This is a genomic window from uncultured Ruegeria sp., assembly GCF_947497005.1.
Taxonomy (GTDB): Bacteria; Pseudomonadota; Alphaproteobacteria; order Rhodobacterales; family Rhodobacteraceae; genus Ruegeria.
Map to the genome: position 1 here is coordinate 57,902 of NZ_CANMFF010000006.1, position 14,338 is coordinate 72,239.

The following is a 14,338-nucleotide window of genomic DNA, read 5'->3' on the forward strand; positions in this document are numbered from 1 at the left end:
GCCGATGGTCAAGATCGATTTTGAGCCATGGGAACCCGAAGAAACGATCGGGAAACTGTGGCACACCCTTGCCAGCCGCCTCGATGCACCTGAGGTGCATGTTGGAGCCGCGGTAGACCTCTCTGAGGTCGCGGGGCGGCTGGCAGTCCTTTTCAGAGGGCTTGGGGGTAGTCCGGGCGTAGAATTGCGCCCGGTCTCGCCCGAGGTTTCGCGCCACCGCCTTGGCTGGCGCCGCCGTCTGGCGACGGAGGTCGAACTGATGCCACGCGCGTCATTCGACGGAGAAGTGTTGCGTCTGCCAGACCGGCTGGCGGTTTTTCCTGCGCGTGAAGCAAATGGCGCGCTTTATGTCTGGCTGGCTGCTGCCGCTGCCCATGCCGGAACCCGAATTGATCAAGGTGATCCTTTGCGTGCCGATCTGCACGCGCTGGTGGCCGCCCGTCAGATGGTCGAGTCTACGCTGGCAGATGCTCCCGGATTGCGCCCGCTTTATTCGGAACTTTGCAAAGGCATTCTGTACCAGCGCAATATCCCCAATTTGCCCTCTGCCGAAGAAGCTGTTGAAGAGCTTGTCCGCCATATGCTTGGCGATGAAGCTCCGCTTTCGACTAGGGCCCAACAGTTCCTGTCATTCGACGGCGATCTTGCTGCCCCACGGGGGTATCAGCACTTCCGTCCCGTTCCGCTGTGGCCCGAGCTGCGTCCTGTCGGGTTCTCCGAACATACCGAGGTTGAAAACCCGGAGACCGAAGGTGAGTCAGAAGAATCCGGGGAAAAAACCCACCGGGCCCGCCGCCGCAAATCCGATCAGGCCGAACGCAACGACAGTCTCATTCTGCACAAGTTCGAGGCGATCCTGAGCTGGGCGGAATTCTTGAACCTGAACCGCCGCGTTGACGACGATGATCCCGACAACGCCAAAAAGGCCGCCGATGATCAGGAAGAAATCGGGTTGGGGCAAATTTCAAAAGCTCCCCCAACACGGTTAAAACTTCATCTGGACCTCGCGCCCGAGGATGTGAACCGCGAGCGGTTGTCGGGCCGGATCCTCTATCCAGAATGGGATGTGCGCACGGGGCAATATCTGCCCGACCACGTCAACGTTCTGCTATCAGATGCCGATATCCGCGAGGAGGCCGCCGAATTTGGTAAGGATCCTGCCACCGCCCGTCGCATCCGCGCTGTGAAACGACAGTTTGAAGCGCTGCGCCCAGGTCGTGTAATGACGCGGGGCCATCTGGACGGCGACCAACTGGATATCGAGGCCGCAGTGCGGGCACAGGTCGACCGCTGCGCAAACGGCGAAGGCACGGAACGTATCTGGCTGCAATCCCGTCCCGAGGCGCGGGATCTGGCCGTGTCGATCCTGCTGGATGTCAGCCGCTCGACCGAAAGTGCCGTCACCGGCCGCGCCGTGATCGACATCGAGCGCGAGGCGCTAGCCGCGCTCGCCTGGGGCCTGAACGCCTGTGGCGACGAATTCGCCATTCATGCGTTCAGCTCACTGAAGCGTCAGCGCGTCTATGTGCAGCGATGCAAACGGTTTGATGAACCCATGGGTACCAAAGTTGAACAGCGCATCGCGTCGCTGCGCCCCGGACACTATACTAGGTTGGGCGCCGCTATTCGGCACTGTTCAGCGGATCTGGCGAGACAGACCCGCAAGCGCCGGCTGCTTCTGGTGATCACCGATGGCAAACCCAACGATCTTGACCATTATGAGGGGCGCCACGGTATCGAAGACACCTATATGGCTGTGCGCGAAGCGCGCCGTGCCGGGCAATCGGTTTTTGGTGTCACAATCGACAAAACAGGCAAAAGCTGGTTTCCGCGTATGTTCGGGCAGGGTGGTTTCGCGGTCATTCCGGATCCGCATCGCCTGACCATGGCGTTACCGCAGATTTACCGGCAGCTGGTCGGCGCATGAGCGACGCCACACTGATCGACGAGCTTCCGGGCGAATTTCTGATGTGGGTTCTGATTATTTCCGAACTGTTGGTTTTCGGAGCGGGGATGATCGCTTTCATGGGCGTGCGGCTGACCGATCCTGCAGGTTTTGCAGAGGCGCAATCACATCTTCATCGCACGGGCGCGGCGTTGAACACTGTGGTCTTGGTGACATCGGGCTATCTAGCCGCTCAGGCGCTAAACTGGCAACGAAACATGCAGCGTGTTTTAGCCCGCCTGACGTTGGTCTGTGCCGCACTGCTGGGTGTGGTTTTCCTGATCATCAAGGTCGCAGAGTATGCAGACAAGGCGTCGCAAGGGATTAGTTACGAAACGCATCCGTTCTTCTTGTTCTACTATTTGCTGACGGGCTTTCATGCCGCGCATGTATTGGCCGGGGTTGGTATTCTATTACTGGTCGCATGGCGCGATGACCCGGGCAACATAGAAGCAGGAGCGCAGTTCTGGCATATGGTCGATCTGGTCTGGATCATGTTGTTTCCAGTGATCTACCTGCTGGGATAAAAGCAATGCCCACAGCTTCACCTTTTCACAAATACTCCCGCCAGAGGCGCCCAAACCCTCTTACCCGCGCTTGGCTTGGACTCTTGGCTCTCAGCGCCGGATCAGCGCTGCTGACCCTGATACAAGCGCCAAGTACCGCCATTGCAGGCGGTATCGTGTTTCTGGCGTTGATTAAGACCCGCATAATCTTGAAGTACTATCTGGATTTGGCCGACAGCCCAAGCTGGATGCGCGGGTTCACCATGGTTCTAACGGGATTTTCCGCGGTGATCTTCGCGCTATATCTAGTCTGAAACGTAAAAAAGCCACCCCGAAGGGCGGCAGTTTTCCAAGCAAAGGGGTGCTTTGGTTATTGAGCGGCCTGTGGAATCCGCGCGATCTGACAGCGTTGCCATAGAGCCGACAAGGCACCAATCAGATGATCGATATCCTCATCGGTGTGGACCGGCGACGGTGTGATCCGCAATCGTTCGGTCCCTTTGGGAACTGTGGGATAGTTGATCGGCTGGATATAGATGCCGAATTCCTCGAGCAGCGTGTCGGATATGAATTTGCACTTCACCGGGTCCCCCACCATCACCGGGATGATATGGCTGGGGTTGGGCAAATGTGGAATGCCTTCCTCATCCAGGAGCGCGCGCACCTGTGCCACACGAGCCTTTTGCAAATTGCGCTCTGCGCTTGATTGTTTCAGATGCTGGATTGATGCGGCGGCACCGGCTGCGATCGACGGGGGCAGGGCAGTGGTAAAGATGAAGCCACTGGCAAAGCTGCGTACGAAATCGCACAAGGCCGCCGAGGCCGCGATGTATCCGCCGACCACACCAAACGCTTTTCCCAATGTGCCTTCGATCACGGTCAGGCGTTCCATCAGGCCTTCGCGTTCGGCGATGCCACCACCGCGCGGACCATACAGCCCGACAGCATGCACTTCGTCCAGATAGGTCATCGCGCCGTATTTGTCGGCCAGATCGCAAATCTCTTTGATCGGTGCGATATCACCATCCATGGAATAGACCGACTCAAATGCGATCATCTTGGGCGCGTCGGGGTTGGCGGCGGCCAGTTTGGCCTCCAGATCTTCAAGGTCGTTATGTTTCCAGATCACCTTCTGCGCCCGTGAGTGGCGGATGCCTTCGATCATAGAAGCATGGTTCAGCGCATCAGAGAAAACAATCAGATCCGGGATCTTCGCGGCCAGCGTCCCCAACGCAGCCCAATTGGATACATAGCCCGAGGTGAACAGCAACGCAGCTTCTTTTCCGTGCAGGTCAGCCAGCTCAGCCTCAAGCAAAACGTGGTCATGCGTGGTACCTGAGATATTGCGCGTACCACCCGCTCCAGCGCCGCAACGCTCCAATGCGTCATGCATGGCTCCGATTACGGAAGGGTGTTGTCCCATGCCCAGATAGTCATTGGAACACCAGATGCGAACGTCCCGCTGCACGGGCCCGTCGGTCTGGCGCGCATTCGGAAACGCCCCGCAACGCCGTTGCAAGTCGATGAATACCCGGTAGTTCCCTTCATCCTTCAAAGCAGCGAGGCTCTGGCTGAAAAATCGCTCGAAATCCATCTGAAATGCTCCCCGGATAACTGGCTTTGGAAGTGAATTTAAGTCAGCGCTGCGGGCTAGGACATGACAATTGTCAAGTTTGAGTGCAAGAAAAAAGCTGGTACCCCTGCGTGGGCTTTGGCATAGCATGAAACAGGGGTGGATTCCCGGGCCAATGCCCGGACCGGACAAATAAGGGGATGCCTTCATGCCACACGAGGCACAAAAGGCGATTGCGCGCCAGTCGCTGCTTCTGCGCAGCCTGCCGGACCAGCATGTCGATACGCTGCTGCGGCAAGCGATCTGGCGACAATATGATCGAGGCGAGACAATCTTTCTGCAGGAGGAAGAAGCCAAGGCCGTTCATGTCGTGCTGGCGGGTTGGGTCAAGCTGTTCCGCATTTCTCCGACCGGAGCGGAAGCCGTAGTGAGCGTTTTCACCCGCGGCGAAAGCTTTGGTGAGGCCGTGGCGCTGCGCAATGTGCCCTATCCCGTGTCTGCCGAAGCCGTTTCGCCGTGTGAAGTGATGCACATCCCCAGCCCGGTCCTGTTGTCACTCATGAAGGAAGACCCGGAAATCGGCGTATCGATACTGGCGGCCACCTTTACGCACCTGCATTCTCTGGTGGCGCAGTTAGAGCAGCTGAAGGCACAGACGGGGGCGCAACGCGTTGCGGAGTTCCTGCTGAACTTGTGCGATTGCGATTCCGGTCAATGCGAGGTGGAATTGCCCTACGACAAGATGCTGATCGCCGGACGTCTGGGGATGAAACCCGAAAGCCTGAGCCGCGCGTTTTCCCGGTTGAAACCGATAGGTGTCAGGATCGACAGAAATCACGCAGGTATCGCTGATATGGACGTTTTGCGTAACTACGCGGAAAGTGATCCAAGCGAGAAATAAGCCCGCCTGGATCCTGTACCTTGTTCAGCCGCGCCCGCGATACGGCGGGACGCCCTGATCGGGTATCCAGACACCTTCGGGCAGGGGACCCGTTTGCCAGAACACATCGATCGGAATACCGCCGCGCGGGTACCAGTAGCCACCGATGCGCAGCCAGCGGGGGTCCAGAAACTCCTGCAGACGGCGGGCGATGGAAATGGTGCAATCTTCGTGGAATGCTCCGTGATTGCGGAACGATCCCAGGAACAACTTCAGGGATTTGCTTTCCACCAGCCAGCCGCCCGGCACATAGTCAATGACCAGATGGGCAAAATCCGGCTGCCCGGTCATCGGGCAAAGCGAGGTGAATTCGGGCGCTGTGAAACGCACATTGTAATCCACGTCAGATTGCGGGTTTTGAACACGTTCCAGAACCGCTTCATCAGGGGTGGTGGGCAGGGCTGTGTCGCTACCCAATTGCGTTAGATTGCTATAGATGGCGCTCATGTCTGTCTCCTTCTGGTCAGACGCCGCGTTTGTTACCCCAGACCAGAACATGAAGCTGGGGCAGGATTCGAGGGGTGAACCACCCGATGCCGAGGGTCTTGTCGATCAGCCATTCCAGCCGTCTGGTGGCCTGCTGCAGATCAACAGGCAGGTCGGGATCGGTTTCCGGATTGCCTGGTTGCAGGTATAGCGGCAGGTCGGGATACCGCGAGGACACATGTTGCGCCCATTGAAAATCGGCGTCATCAAAGACAACGATTTTCAGTGCGGTCTGCGCGGGGCGAACCGCCAGACAGGCGTCGAACACGTTCCAATCCATCACCTCGCCGCTGCTGGGCGGTTTGGGGCTGAGCACAAGCGTCGCCAGATCGGCAAACCATGGCTTGGCCACCGACCCCTGGGTTTCGCAGGCAAAGCTATAGCCTTCCTGCACACCCAGTCGGATCAGTGGGGCAAAGTCCTGAATGGCCGGGTTGCCACCAGACAGGGACACGGTCAGCGGTCGTCCACCAGACAAACGCTGAACCTCGGCCCAGACCGCATCAGCGTTCATTGCTTGCCAGTTGTGGCGGAACGCGCTGTCAACCGCATGCAGGCTGTCACACCACGAACAGCGAAAATCGCAACCTCCCGTGCGCACGAATACAGTGGGATGGCCGATCAGCGAACCTTCGCCCTGAACAGTGGGGCCGAATATCTCGGCAATGCGCAGTGTCATGGCCGGTACTCGGCCCATGTCTTGGGCGTTTCTGACACTTTCACGGCAGCCGTTTCGGGCCAGCGCGCGGCGCACCAATCATAAAAATGGCGCGCCATGTTCTCTGCGGTGGTCACGCAGTTCATTACATCATTCAGGTGCCGATGGTCGAATGCGTCGTCAATATAGGCCTTGAGCGGTTTCAGCTCATGATAATCCCGCACAAACCCATCATGGTTTAAATCAGCTGATGCCAGTTCGACCACGACGATGTAGTTATGACCATGTAGCCGTGCACATTGGTGATTGTCCGGTAGGTGGGTCAGCTGGTGCGATGCCGAGAAGTGGAATTCTTTGCTAATCCGGAACATCAACCCTGCTTCCTTTCCACCGCGTGACGCCAGAATTCAGGGTCCTCGTAAGTGGTCGGATCCTTGACACCGGCCAAATCAAACGCCTCGCGCCGTTCGACGCAGGTACCGCAGCGCCCGCAATGCAGGTCGCCGCCTTTGTAACAAGACCACGTATTGGCAAAGGGTGTGTTCACCCGCGCCCCTTGGGCAACGATATCGGCTTTGGAGTGATGCACGAAGGGAACATGCAGCGAGATATCCGCATATCCATCCAGTGCTGCGCGCTGCATGGCGTCAAAGGCGTCAGTGAAAGCCGGGCGGCAATCGGGATAAATGAAGTGGTCGCCGCCGTGCACGGCCGTCGCCACCGCATCGTCGCAATTTGCAGCCGCGATGCCATAGGCGACGGTCAGCATGATCGCATTACGATTGGGCACGGAGGTGGCCTTCATGGTCTCTTCTTCGTAATGCCCGTCAGGTATTTCCAGATCGTCGGTCAGAGCAGATCCGGTCAGCGATGCCCCGACCGAACGCAGATCAATCACGCGGTGCGGTACACCCAGCCGGTCGGCGCATTTGGCCGCAAACTCCAGCTCTTTGGTGTGACGCTGGCCGTAGTCAAATGAGACCAGGCGCGACAGATTTCCTTCGGCCGCTAAAACATGCGCCAAAGACACGGAATCAAGCCCGCCAGAGCAGACCAAAGCAGTTTTCATTTTATCAGTCCTTGTTTTGTTAGCCGGGTAGGCTGCGACCGGCGGGGCGCACCGATAGGCGTGTTAGTTTCCAAGCGCAACGTCTTTCCCAACTGCATGCAGTAAATTGCGCGCGATCAGTCCTGGTGGGCTTGATCAGCTGTCTTCCACGACGGCTGTATCATCTTTATCCTCGCTTACAGTGCCGGTGTTCGGCCGAGTCGCGTGCATGAATGTGAGGGCACAAGGATGATGATTGACGAGGTGCTTTCAAACTTTCCCCGTGCGAGGCTGATGACATCCGTCACACCGGTAGAACGGCTTGAACGTCTGTCTAACCGTCTCGGGCTGGATCTGTGGATCAAGCGTGACGACCTGACCGGTCTCAGCTTCGGCGGAAACAAGACCCGTCAGCTCGAATTCTACATGGGTGAGGCACTGCAGCAGGGCGCTGACACCATCCTGATCACCGGCGCCGTTCAGTCAAATTTTGTACGCACGGCAGCCGCAGCGGCGACAAAACTGGGAATGTCATCCGTCCTTCAACTGGAAGAACGAGTTGCGGATATGGGGGAATACTACCATCAATCCGGCAATGTTCTTCTGGCGCAGCTTCTTGGCGCTGAACACATGAGCTACCCAAAGGGCGAGGACGAGGCGGGCGCCGATAACGCCCTTCACGAACGCGCCGATCAACTTCTTGCTGAGGGTCGAAAACCATATGTGATCCATCTGGGTATCGGTCATCCTCCGTTGGGGGCATTGGGTTATGTGGCGGGGGCAGCGGAATTGAATGCGCAGATCAGCGATTTTGACGCAGTGGTGATGCCATCCGGCAGCGGTTCAACGCATGGAGGGTTCCTGACCGGGTTGCGTCTAGCGGGACAACCCGCACCTGTCTACGGCATATGCGTTCGCCGCGATCGGAACCAGCAGCGAGCGCGTTTGCAAAAGGTTTTGGGACGACTGGCAAACATGATGGGTTTTGACCCCGCTTTGGTCATGGATGATGTCCACACATGGGATGGCGCCTTGGCCCCGGGATATGGTCGGATTGGTCAATCAACCCGCGAAGCACTGACCCTGATGGCGCGTACCGAAGGAATCTTTTTAGACCCGGTCTATTCCGCCAAGACCTTTGCCGGGCTTCTGGGGTTGCTTGAAGAAGGCGTCGTCCGAAAAGGCCAAAAAGTTGTTCTGTTGCATACAGGCGGGCAACCGGCGTTGTTTGGATATCAGGATGAACTGCAACCGAGTTGAAACGGTGAAACACAACGCGTCCATGTTTTCGGAAAGTACGAATGGACAGAGGGCATCAGGTCACCGAAATTGGCAAACAAAGTATCCTAGGACGCCTTTGCCTTATTGAGCAGGGACAAAGCCGTCGCGATATCACGGGTTTGCTTGCCGCCAATGATCGTTTCCAGAACACCACCGAGATCCGGCAGCGACGGAGTACACCCGAAGCGATTGCAAGTTTGGACGTAATCCACGGCCGTTCGCAGTTCGAACATTCTGGCTTGCTGCCCGCGTGCGGTTCGCAGGGCGAGGACGAACAGATCATCGGATGGAGCCTCGGTTGACCGCACCAATGCCTGAATTCTATCCGTTTCCGCCTGAGCCCAACCTTCATTGGTCAGAACCTGCTGTTCGCGTGCTTCGTCCAACAGGCGCTGTGCGGCCTCTGGTTCATTCGCTTCCAATGACGCTTCTGCAAGAATCGTCAAGAACAGTGGCTTATAGTTTCCAGCCCCGCTGGCCCACCAAGCTTCTGCAGCCTCTCTCATTGCGCGGATTGATTCAGGACAAGGTGTGATCTGAACGTCTGCCCAGCATCGCCATACGTTCGCCGTCAACTTCATGAACGGGAACGCGTGTTTGGTCGCCAATTCTTCAAGGCGAACGACAACGTCGTAAACTTTTTCAGGCTCACGCCGTAACAGATGAAGCATACACAGATACGTCAGGGTCTGAGCCAGACTATGTGCATGTTGCAGATCCTGTGCCGCCGAGATTGCCTGATGCTGAATCTCGAGCGCGCGATCCGGTTCACCGCGCAACCAGACCGTCATGCTTAGAAAGCACGAGGTGATGGCCGCATGATCCGTTCCATAAACAAAAGCAAGACGGCTGTGTTGCTGGGGATCATATAATTGCAACGCCCGCCGCAGGTGATCATAGGAGGAGTCCTGATGTCCGATATGCAATAAGACGGCGCCCATGGCCCGGTGGGCAATCATGGTGTGGTGCGTTTTCTCGGTCAGCTTGGCCAGTTCCAGCAACTGCGCCGCGACGTTCTTGGCAAGGTCGTATTCACCGCGGACCAGATGATATGCGTAGAGTCCATTCAACACAGGGAACAACTGCTCGGTTTCGCCCAACTGGTTGCACAAATCCCGAATCCGGGCGTAAACCGCCCCCGTTTCATCGGCCGCAATGCCAGCTGTCGAGCGAAGAACGCCAGCTCGCAAGGTTTGGATTTTGGTTTCCTTGCGGTCACGGTCAACGGAGTCGTCCTGCTGCTCCAACAACGCGATGGCGCGGCCCAGCTGTGTTGCCGCTTCGATTCCGGCTGAACGTTCAACAGCGCGCTGACCGGCCAGATACCAATGCTCAATCGCCTCGTCCGGCATGTCTGCCATCGTATAATGATGAGCCAGAATTTCAGGGCCTGCAGAATGGTCATGTGGCGACGAATGGTTCAATGCTTCGACAACCCGAGCATGAAGCGTTCGCCGTTCGCGTTTTAGCAGGCTGTTATAAGCGGTGTCCCGAATAAGCGCGTGACGGTATCTGAAGGTTTCCTCGGGCTCGGTGTCCGAGATATTCACGATCCCAGCATCAACCAACAAATCCAGGCCGGAACGTAATGCCCGTTCATCAAAACGGGAAACGCTTGCGATCATCGGATACGAGAATTGCGGGCCGATAACAGCTCCGATCTGCGCCACTTCCTTGGCCGAGCTCAATCGGTCAAGGCGGGCCATTAGCGCATCGTGCAAGGTTTTCGGCACAGAAGGCGAGGGCGACGTCCGATCCATCGTATAGGCGTCGGCGCGTTCCGTCAGAAGATCGGATTCCAACAGATCCTTCGTTACTTCTTCGACATAAAGCGGGACGCCGTTGGATCTGGCAGCGATCAGATGGTAGACTTCATCCGGGACGGTTTTGCCTTTGGCTACGTCGTTCACAATCTCTTTGACTTGTGCGAAGTCCAGTTGTTGAAGCGCGACGTGCATTAGGCTGGGTGTGTGTGCCCAGCCCGGATCAAAGCCCGTGCGATAGCTCATCACCATCAGCAGGGGCGCGTCCTCAATTCGGTCCACGAGCCGGTCAAGCAGCGTCTTTGTCGTTGGGTCGATCCAATGCGCATCTTCGAAAAGCAACAGGATCGGGGTTTTCCGTGCTGCTTCAATCATATGATCGACCAGCATCTCCAGCGTCTGCTTCATGATCTGTTCAGATGTCAGATCCAGCGGGCCGAGCCTATCCTCAAAAGGGACCGACAGAAGCGTCGCCGCCAGTTTCAATGTAACTTCAGACGGATCACCGAGGATGTGGGAAATCTTGCCCAGTTTGTCCTTTGCACTGTCATTGGCCCGCAGCTCGGCTGCGGTTTCAAGCTGGCGAATAACCGGGTACAGCGCGCTTGCGTCATGGAAAGGTGAACACTGAAAACGAAGTTGCCGGTGCTTTGCGTCCGGGATCGTACGGCGAAGCTCTTCGATCAGCCTGGACTTTCCGATACCCGCCTCACCCGACACCAGCGCCACCTGACCCTGGCCCTGACACGCCAGCGTCCACTTGCTTTGAAGGGTTTCGTGTTCCAGTGTCCGCCCGACCAATGAACTCATCGTAACATCATCTGTCGCAAGGAAGCGACTGAACGTCTGGCGCGTGCCGGTAACCTGCCAGGCTTCGACTTCCTTGGCGAAACCTTTCAATTGAAACGTCCCCCGGCGCACATACTCGAAGGTTTCGCCCGCCAGTTCCTGTGTCGTCGGTGCGACAATCATAGTGCTCGGATCGGCCATGGATTGTAGCCGTGCGGCAAGATTCGGGGTCTCGCCCATGGCTGTGCCATCTTCGAACATCTTCTCTCCGCGAAGGTCGCCGACGACAACCAGGCCAGTTGCAATCCCAATGCGGACTTCAAGATGTGCGTGCGTGCGGATTTCAGGAATTTCACGAACAATTCGAAGACCCGCATGAATGGCGCGCTCCGGATCATCCTCATGCGCGTGCGGAAAGCCGAAAAACACCATGATACCGTCGCCGTAATAGCTGGCGATATGACCATCGAAAGCGGCGACCGCAGCGGCGCAGGTTTCTTTGAACAGTCTCAATACCTCGGCCAGATCTTCGGGATCCAGCTTCTGCGATATGGCCGTCGAGCCGACAAGATCAATGAACATGACCGTCAGCTGTCTGCGCTCAGCAACAATATTGGGTTCCTGAATCGCGCGCTGTGATCCTGCGTGCCCTCCGGCTTCTTCCCGTATGGCTTTCAGAAATCGGCGCCTTGGCCCAAGGGGCAGGCCAATTGTGACAAGGTCGGCGTCACTTAGTTCCGGCAGATCGCCCAGCTCGATCTCGTGTCGGGAAAAGGCATCGACATACTTGATCAAGCCGTGTCTGACCAACCAGTCCTTTACATCAGTCATGTGACTGCCATGCAGGTCGGCGACGTCGCGATGCCATGCATTCCCATTCCCTTTTGGTCAATACATTTTACCCGGGAGTAGTCCGAGAAACCTCAATCCTATCAAGGACGACCGGGCAATTCCGGTCAAGCCTTCAAATTCCGGGACCAATTACTTCTTTGCCTGAAACGGTATCCGAGCCTCTCGAATTTATTCGTCAGACGGAAAGTCGATGTGGATGTGATTGCCATCCGGATCCCAAACGTTCACCTGAATGACATTGACTGCCGGTACATCCACGCGACGATAGGAAATGCCGCTTGTTTCGAGATGCGCTTCGAAGCGATCCAATCCGTTCGCTGAAAAGGCGAAATGCTCGAGCTTCAGTTCGGTCTCCGATCCTGTGGCCTCGGCCTCGACGCCAACAAGATGCACGCAGGCGCGTTCACCGGCATACAGCCAGGCTCCGGGGAAAGGGAAGGGCGGGCGTGGACCGACCGCCATCCCCAGCACATCGCCATACCATTCAATCATCTCGTCAAGACGTGTGGTGCGCAGGTTGACATGATCAAGCGAAGCAATCCCCATGGTCTACCCTCGTGTCCATTTGATCGAACATCCCATAGATGGAATCTGATCTTGGGGACCGCGCCCGGTTTCGGCAATTTGCAGCATCGCATTGACCAGTTCCGGTTGACGCTCACCTGCTAGGCCGGGGCCCAGATTCTCCAGACGGCCCCGGTATTGCAGCATCCCTTCAGAGTTCAGCCCGAAGAAATCAGGCGTGCACACCGCGCCATATGCCTGGCCCACGGTTTGGTCCTCGTCCACGAGGTAGGGGAAAGTGAACCCGTTACTGCGCGCGAATTCCAGCATTCTGGGCGGGGCATCTTCTGCGTAGTCGCGATAATCGTTAGACATGACTGCCAGTACACCAATTCCTTTCGACATCAGCAGGTCCATGTCCTGCGCCAACCGGTCCGCGATGGTTCTGACATAAGGGCAGTGGTTGCAAATGAAGGCGATGAGCAAGCCGTTCGACAGATGGTCGGACATGGTAAAAGATTGACCATTCGGGTCTTTCAGCGTGAAGTCCGGGGCTTTCCAGCCATAATCGCAAATTGGAGTGTCGAGCAGCATGTTCAATCTCGTACTTAGAGTAAGGTTGCCAGCGCCTGTCCTGGGGGGGATAGAAGGGCAATGTCAGTTCGACCAGTTTAGCCGATAACCGTCATTTCGTTGAGCGTGAACTCTGCTACCGCGCCTTCTGTCGCATTCAGATAGTCTGCCAGATGCTGATTCCCCATATGTGCCTGCCACAGGTCGCGGCTTTCCCAGTTTTCATGGAATAGAAAATGTGCGGGGTTGTCGTTGTCCTGATGCAGATCATAGTTGATGCAGCCTTCTTCGGCACGGGTGATCTCGATCAGCTTGATCAGCTCTGCCTTGACCAGATCGATCTGGTCCGGGTTGGCTTTGATGTTCGCAACAATGGTCAGTTTGGACATGTCAGATATTCCTGTTAATTTTGTTGCCTTGTATCTATTCCAAAGACTAAGCCGGATAAACATTGGACAATCGGATTTATAATCCGGTAGAACCGGATAATGCTGCTGGATAACATTTCCCTGTTTTTGCAAATCGTCGAAAAAGGCTCTTTGACCGCTGCCGCCCGGTCCACCGGACTGTCGGCGACAACAGTGTCCGAGCGTCTTGCGGCGCTTGAAGCACATTATGGTGTGGTTCTGCTGAACCGGACCACGCGTTCAATCAGCCTGACCGAGGAAGGTCGCACATTGATTGAGGGCGCGCACAGCGTTTTGACCGAGGTCCAGGATCTGGACACCCGAATACGATTGGGGGCCCAGACGCTGACGGGGCCGATACGAATCTCCGCACCAAGCGACTTGGGTCGTTCTGTCGTGTCGCCTGCAATCGCCGAGTTCGTGAAGGCCCACTTGGCCATTTCCGTCGAATTATTTCTGTCTGATGGGTTTATCGATGTTGTCGGGGAAGGCTTTGACATAGCGTTGCGCTTCGGCCAGGTCGAAGACAGCACGTTGCGGACGCGTCGACTAACGTCAGTTCGTCGGGTGATTTGTGCGACGCCTGACTATTTTGACCGGGCTGGACGCCCTGCGACGCCGCTGGATTTGAAAAATCACAACTGCCTCGTCATGCGCTTTGGCACCCAACTTGATAATGTCTGGAGATTTGGTTCCGGTACCAAAGCACAAGCCGTCACCGTTCACGGGGATCGCGTCGCCAATGATGGTGCGTTGGTCCGACAATGGGCGCTGGACGGGCATGGCATTATCCTGAAATCCCAGTTGGATGTGGGTGAGGACATTCGCTTTGGTCGTCTGGAAGAGGTCCTGTCAGAGTATTCACCGCCGCCGACGCCATTGCAGATGTTGTTCCCTCCGGCGCGTGCTCAGCCCCGACGGGTCAACGCTTTTGCCGATTTTCTTACAACTGCCGTTCAGCTGCGTGTGAAAGCAGCGCGGTACACAGCATGAGCACAGAGTTGCGCCCCACC

At 56.8% G+C, this 14,338-nt stretch carries 15 protein-coding genes; 6 read left to right on the forward strand and 9 right to left on the reverse strand.

Annotation, left to right across the window (positions count from 1 at the left end):
• The first annotated feature begins 4 nt into the window (after positions 1 to 4).
• From Q0816_RS10030 to Q0816_RS10040, 3 genes are read left to right on the forward strand one after another with little or no spacing between them, the layout of a single operon-like run.
• Positions 5 to 1,927: a nitric oxide reductase activation protein NorD gene (locus Q0816_RS10030; protein WP_298850016.1), complete on the forward strand. Its 1,923-nt coding sequence runs from the start codon at positions 5 to 7 to the stop codon at positions 1,925 to 1,927.
• On the forward strand, positions 1,924 to 2,472 hold the full coding sequence (locus Q0816_RS10035; RefSeq protein WP_298850017.1) for a cytochrome c oxidase subunit 3: 549 nt from the start codon (positions 1,924 to 1,926) through the stop codon (positions 2,470 to 2,472). The genes Q0816_RS10030 and Q0816_RS10035 overlap by 4 nt, the downstream gene beginning before the upstream one ends.
• A gap of 5 nt (positions 2,473 to 2,477) precedes the next feature.
• Positions 2,478 to 2,765: a cytochrome C oxidase subunit IV family protein gene (locus Q0816_RS10040; protein WP_298850018.1), complete on the forward strand. Its 288-nt coding sequence runs from the start codon at positions 2,478 to 2,480 to the stop codon at positions 2,763 to 2,765.
• Between the two features lie 56 nt (positions 2,766 to 2,821).
• On the opposite strand, the gene hemA is transcribed toward Q0816_RS10040, so the two are convergent.
• A complete protein-coding gene (hemA, locus tag Q0816_RS10045) occupies positions 2,822 to 4,045 on the reverse strand; it encodes a 5-aminolevulinate synthase (protein ID WP_298850019.1) in 1,224 nt (407 codons plus the stop codon).
• A 187-nt stretch (positions 4,046 to 4,232) separates the two neighbouring features.
• On the opposite strand from hemA, the gene Q0816_RS10050 reads away from it, so the two are divergent.
• Positions 4,233 to 4,925, forward strand: a complete 693-nt coding sequence (locus Q0816_RS10050; RefSeq protein WP_298850020.1) for a Crp/Fnr family transcriptional regulator — start codon at positions 4,233 to 4,235, stop codon at positions 4,923 to 4,925.
• Between the two features lie 24 nt (positions 4,926 to 4,949).
• Here Q0816_RS10050 and queF read toward each other — a convergent pair whose 3' ends face one another.
• The 4 genes from queF to queC are packed head-to-tail and all read right to left on the reverse strand — an operon-like array spanning position 4,950 to position 7,177.
• A complete protein-coding gene (queF, locus tag Q0816_RS10055) occupies positions 4,950 to 5,411 on the reverse strand; it encodes a preQ(1) synthase (RefSeq protein WP_298850021.1) in 462 nt (153 codons plus the stop codon).
• A 16-nt stretch (positions 5,412 to 5,427) separates the two neighbouring features.
• The gene (gene queE / locus Q0816_RS10060; protein ID WP_298850022.1) at positions 5,428 to 6,129 is read right to left on the reverse strand and encodes a 7-carboxy-7-deazaguanine synthase QueE; all 702 of its coding nucleotides are present in this window, start codon (positions 6,127 to 6,129) and stop codon (positions 5,428 to 5,430) included.
• Positions 6,126 to 6,479: a 6-carboxytetrahydropterin synthase QueD gene (queD, locus tag Q0816_RS10065; RefSeq protein ID WP_298850023.1), complete on the reverse strand. Its 354-nt coding sequence runs from the start codon at positions 6,477 to 6,479 to the stop codon at positions 6,126 to 6,128. The genes queE and queD overlap by 4 nt, the downstream gene beginning before the upstream one ends.
• Entirely contained in the window at positions 6,479 to 7,177 is a 699-nt protein-coding gene (gene queC, locus Q0816_RS10070) for a 7-cyano-7-deazaguanine synthase QueC (RefSeq protein ID WP_298850024.1), read from the reverse strand. Before queC ends, queD begins: the two co-directional genes overlap by 1 nt.
• 228 nt (positions 7,178 to 7,405) lie before the next feature.
• Between queC and Q0816_RS10075 the strand changes: the two genes are divergently transcribed.
• Positions 7,406 to 8,416, forward strand: a complete 1,011-nt coding sequence (locus Q0816_RS10075) for a D-cysteine desulfhydrase family protein (RefSeq protein WP_298850025.1) — start codon at positions 7,406 to 7,408, stop codon at positions 8,414 to 8,416.
• A gap of 86 nt (positions 8,417 to 8,502) precedes the next feature.
• Here the strand turns inward: Q0816_RS10075 and Q0816_RS10080 are convergent, their stop codons facing one another.
• The 4 genes from Q0816_RS10080 to Q0816_RS10095 form a co-directional block, all read right to left on the reverse strand.
• Positions 8,503 to 11,820 carry an adenylate/guanylate cyclase domain-containing protein gene (locus Q0816_RS10080; RefSeq protein WP_298850026.1) on the reverse strand — a complete coding sequence of 1,106 codons (3,318 nt, stop codon included), beginning with the start codon at positions 11,818 to 11,820 and terminating at the stop codon, positions 8,503 to 8,505.
• Positions 11,821 to 12,009: 189 nt separating this feature from the next.
• Positions 12,010 to 12,387 (reverse strand): VOC family protein, encoded by a 378-nt coding sequence (locus Q0816_RS10085; RefSeq protein WP_298850027.1) that lies wholly within the window; start codon positions 12,385 to 12,387, stop codon positions 12,010 to 12,012.
• 3 nt (positions 12,388 to 12,390) lie between these two features.
• Positions 12,391 to 12,939 (reverse strand): thioredoxin family protein, encoded by a 549-nt coding sequence (locus tag Q0816_RS10090; protein ID WP_298850029.1) that lies wholly within the window; start codon positions 12,937 to 12,939, stop codon positions 12,391 to 12,393.
• A 77-nt stretch (positions 12,940 to 13,016) separates the two neighbouring features.
• Positions 13,017 to 13,307: a putative quinol monooxygenase gene (locus Q0816_RS10095; protein WP_298850030.1), complete on the reverse strand. Its 291-nt coding sequence runs from the start codon at positions 13,305 to 13,307 to the stop codon at positions 13,017 to 13,019.
• 99 nt (positions 13,308 to 13,406) lie between these two features.
• On the opposite strand from Q0816_RS10095, the gene Q0816_RS10100 reads away from it, so the two are divergent.
• Positions 13,407 to 14,318 (forward strand): LysR family transcriptional regulator, encoded by a 912-nt coding sequence (locus Q0816_RS10100; RefSeq protein WP_298850031.1) that lies wholly within the window; start codon positions 13,407 to 13,409, stop codon positions 14,316 to 14,318.
• Positions 14,319 to 14,338: the final 20 nt, after the last annotated feature.

What these genes read in the sequence shown, in the direction of transcription:
- Q0816_RS10030 (WP_298850016.1), top strand. Translation starts at nt 5, where the DNA reads ATGGTCAAGATCGATTTTGAGCCATGGGAACCCGAAGAAACGATCGGG.
- Q0816_RS10035 (WP_298850017.1), top strand. Translation starts at nt 1,924, where the DNA reads ATGAGCGACGCCACACTGATCGACGAGCTTCCGGGCGAATTTCTGATG.
- Q0816_RS10040 (WP_298850018.1), top strand. Translation starts at nt 2,478, where the DNA reads ATGCCCACAGCTTCACCTTTTCACAAATACTCCCGCCAGAGGCGCCCA.
- hemA (WP_298850019.1), bottom strand. Translation starts at nt 4,045, where the DNA reads ATGGATTTCGAGCGATTTTTCAGCCAGAGCCTCGCTGCTTTGAAGGAT.
- Q0816_RS10050 (WP_298850020.1), top strand. Translation starts at nt 4,233, where the DNA reads ATGCCACACGAGGCACAAAAGGCGATTGCGCGCCAGTCGCTGCTTCTG.
- queF (WP_298850021.1), bottom strand. Translation starts at nt 5,411, where the DNA reads ATGAGCGCCATCTATAGCAATCTAACGCAATTGGGTAGCGACACAGCC.
- queE (WP_298850022.1), bottom strand. Translation starts at nt 6,129, where the DNA reads ATGACACTGCGCATTGCCGAGATATTCGGCCCCACTGTTCAGGGCGAA.
- queD (WP_298850023.1), bottom strand. Translation starts at nt 6,479, where the DNA reads ATGTTCCGGATTAGCAAAGAATTCCACTTCTCGGCATCGCACCAGCTG.
- queC (WP_298850024.1), bottom strand. Translation starts at nt 7,177, where the DNA reads ATGAAAACTGCTTTGGTCTGCTCTGGCGGGCTTGATTCCGTGTCTTTG.
- Q0816_RS10075 (WP_298850025.1), top strand. Translation starts at nt 7,406, where the DNA reads ATGATGATTGACGAGGTGCTTTCAAACTTTCCCCGTGCGAGGCTGATG.
- Q0816_RS10080 (WP_298850026.1), bottom strand. Translation starts at nt 11,820, where the DNA reads ATGACTGATGTAAAGGACTGGTTGGTCAGACACGGCTTGATCAAGTAT.
- Q0816_RS10085 (WP_298850027.1), bottom strand. Translation starts at nt 12,387, where the DNA reads ATGGGGATTGCTTCGCTTGATCATGTCAACCTGCGCACCACACGTCTT.
- Q0816_RS10090 (WP_298850029.1), bottom strand. Translation starts at nt 12,939, where the DNA reads ATGCTGCTCGACACTCCAATTTGCGATTATGGCTGGAAAGCCCCGGAC.
- Q0816_RS10095 (WP_298850030.1), bottom strand. Translation starts at nt 13,307, where the DNA reads ATGTCCAAACTGACCATTGTTGCGAACATCAAAGCCAACCCGGACCAG.
- Q0816_RS10100 (WP_298850031.1), top strand. Translation starts at nt 13,407, where the DNA reads ATGCTGCTGGATAACATTTCCCTGTTTTTGCAAATCGTCGAAAAAGGC.